General features: G+C 59.1%; 1 protein-coding gene and 2 pseudogenes. All 3 read right to left on the bottom strand.

The genetic code is table 11. From position 1 onward, the window contains the following. A pseudogene (locus AC097L_RS23435) lies at nt 1-193 on the bottom strand (porin); the annotation flags it as partial. A 74-nt stretch (nt 194-267) separates the two neighbouring features. Next, nucleotides 268-1,557, bottom strand: coding sequence for a LysR family transcriptional regulator (locus AC097L_RS23430; RefSeq protein ID WP_479589142.1), 1,290 nt, complete (start codon nt 1,555-1,557; stop codon nt 268-270). 67 nt (nt 1,558-1,624) lie between these two features. Then, nucleotides 1,625-1,922, bottom strand: a pseudogene (locus tag AC097L_RS23425) (twin-arginine translocation pathway signal protein); the annotation flags it as partial.

Below are 1,922 nucleotides of genomic sequence, written 5' to 3'. Positions count from 1 at the left end.
GACGGGATGCATGCATGTTTCCGTTATTCAACCTGTCCCTTGTGACACTGCCTGGCGCGCCTGTATCGTTGACTTCGATACCTGCATCTAGCGTGCCGTAGATCTGCAGTGAAGACGTCTGTGCGAACGCCGGTGATCCGGTGAGCCACACAATGGCGACGGCCGGCAAAGATTTCTTCAAGTTCTCGAACATTTTGTCTCCTCATTTTAAGTAGTTACAAGGATCGCAGCACGGTCTCGGCAACGCCAATGCGATCACGCAACGAGCTATGCGTTCGCCTTATTGGTGATGCGATTCGACTCCTGGTGCAACGATTCAATCAACACCTGTAGATCCGGCGAAACTTCATCGTCGTGACGTAATGCAATGCCAATTTCGCGCGATGCGTCAAGGCCGGGGACCGGCACGATACGCAGCAGCGCGGCCATCTCGTCCTCAAGCGCTTGACCATGCGATGCCAGAGCCAGATGGTCCGTATTCGCGACCATGGCGCGCGTGAACTGCGCGCTGGTTGCACGAATGCGGTCCGAGGGCGGCGCGAGCCCGTCTTGCGCAAAGACGCGATCCAGCGCGGCACGTGCTGGTGTACCGGGAAGAGGCACCACCCAAGGCCAGTGCTGGAGCGCTTTCAGTGTTGGGACTCCATGTTGGAAACAGGGGTGGTCGGGTCGCGCAACGACGGCCAGGTCATCAATGAAGAGAACATGTTGCGAGACGCCTGGCGGTGGCTGGGCACGCAGGGCTCCGATGACGATGTCAACATCTCCCACCCTCAGTTGTTCCATTAGACTTTCGTAGGTGCCATCCACCACGGTCAGACAGATGCCACTATGGTTTTTGATGGTCGATGAAACAGCTGCGGGAAGGACGACGTGGACGGACAAGGGCAATGCACCGACCACGATGCGGCCGCGCAGTTGCCCCTTGGATGCGGCAATTTCAGCCTCCATTGCGCGCAATTCCGCCATGGCAAGCTTGACCCGTGCCAACAGCGCATGACCACTTTCCGTCAACCGTGTACCGCTGGACAATCTGCGAAAGAGAACGGCACCGCAGGCATGTTCGAGCGCGGTCAACGAACGGTGAACTGCGGGTTGCTGTACACCCAGTGCACTTGCAGTTCTACCACCACTCTCCTGAACCGCGAGCATCAGCAGCGCCTTGAGCGAGGAAGGCGACGCCATGCTGGCGAAGCGTTGGGACACCACCGCATCTCTCTGCACCTTGTCCGACACTTGCAATGCCTCACTGGCACCAACCGAAAGATGCCAGAACATCTGCTTGCCGCGTGCGGCCACACGCCGACCCGGCGGCGTAGACAGCATACCTCGCGCGGTCCGATCAAACAGAGGAAACCCGATTAGCTGTTCCAAGCTTGCAATTGCCCTTGCGACAGCCGATTGAGAAAGGTGGACCGCCTCGGCTGCTTGCATGGTGCTGCCATGTTCCGCGACGGCGATCACACAACGCAGTGGTTTCAACCATTCAATCGACTCCGGGAGGTCCCGGCCTGGCACAGATTGTGTAGCTAAGCCCGCATCGCCCAACGAAGTCATGGAATATCTCGCGACGGCGCGCGCTCAGACGAAGAGGTCCGGCCCGGCGAAGCGTCTGGCGGCAATCTCACGCATCCGGCATGTCCTTGTCGGTGTACGTAATGCCAACGAACGCATCGGCAGGGATTGCCGGCATCTGTTGACTCCACTGCAACCAATCTGCCCGCATCTCCGCCAGGCGTCCGGGTTCGGCCTTGGCGCGGTTCGCGCGTTCACGCTCGTCCTTGGCCAGGTCGAACAGGTATTCGTTGTCTTCCACGCGGAGATACTTCCAGTTCCCCAAACGCATCGCGCACTGGCTACGGTGGTTCATGCGCCAATACAGTGGCCGTTCGAATGGTTCGGTTTCGTCGCAGAGCACCGAC

It is taken from the genome of Rhodoferax sp. RT5P35, assembly GCF_056521385.1.
This window is presented reverse-complemented; position numbering and strand designations above follow the sequence as displayed.

Coding starts and splice junctions, on each gene's coding strand:
- AC097L_RS23430 (WP_479589142.1), bottom strand. CDS start 1,557: ATGACTTCGTTGGGCGATGCGGGCTTAGCTACACAATCTGTGCCAGGC.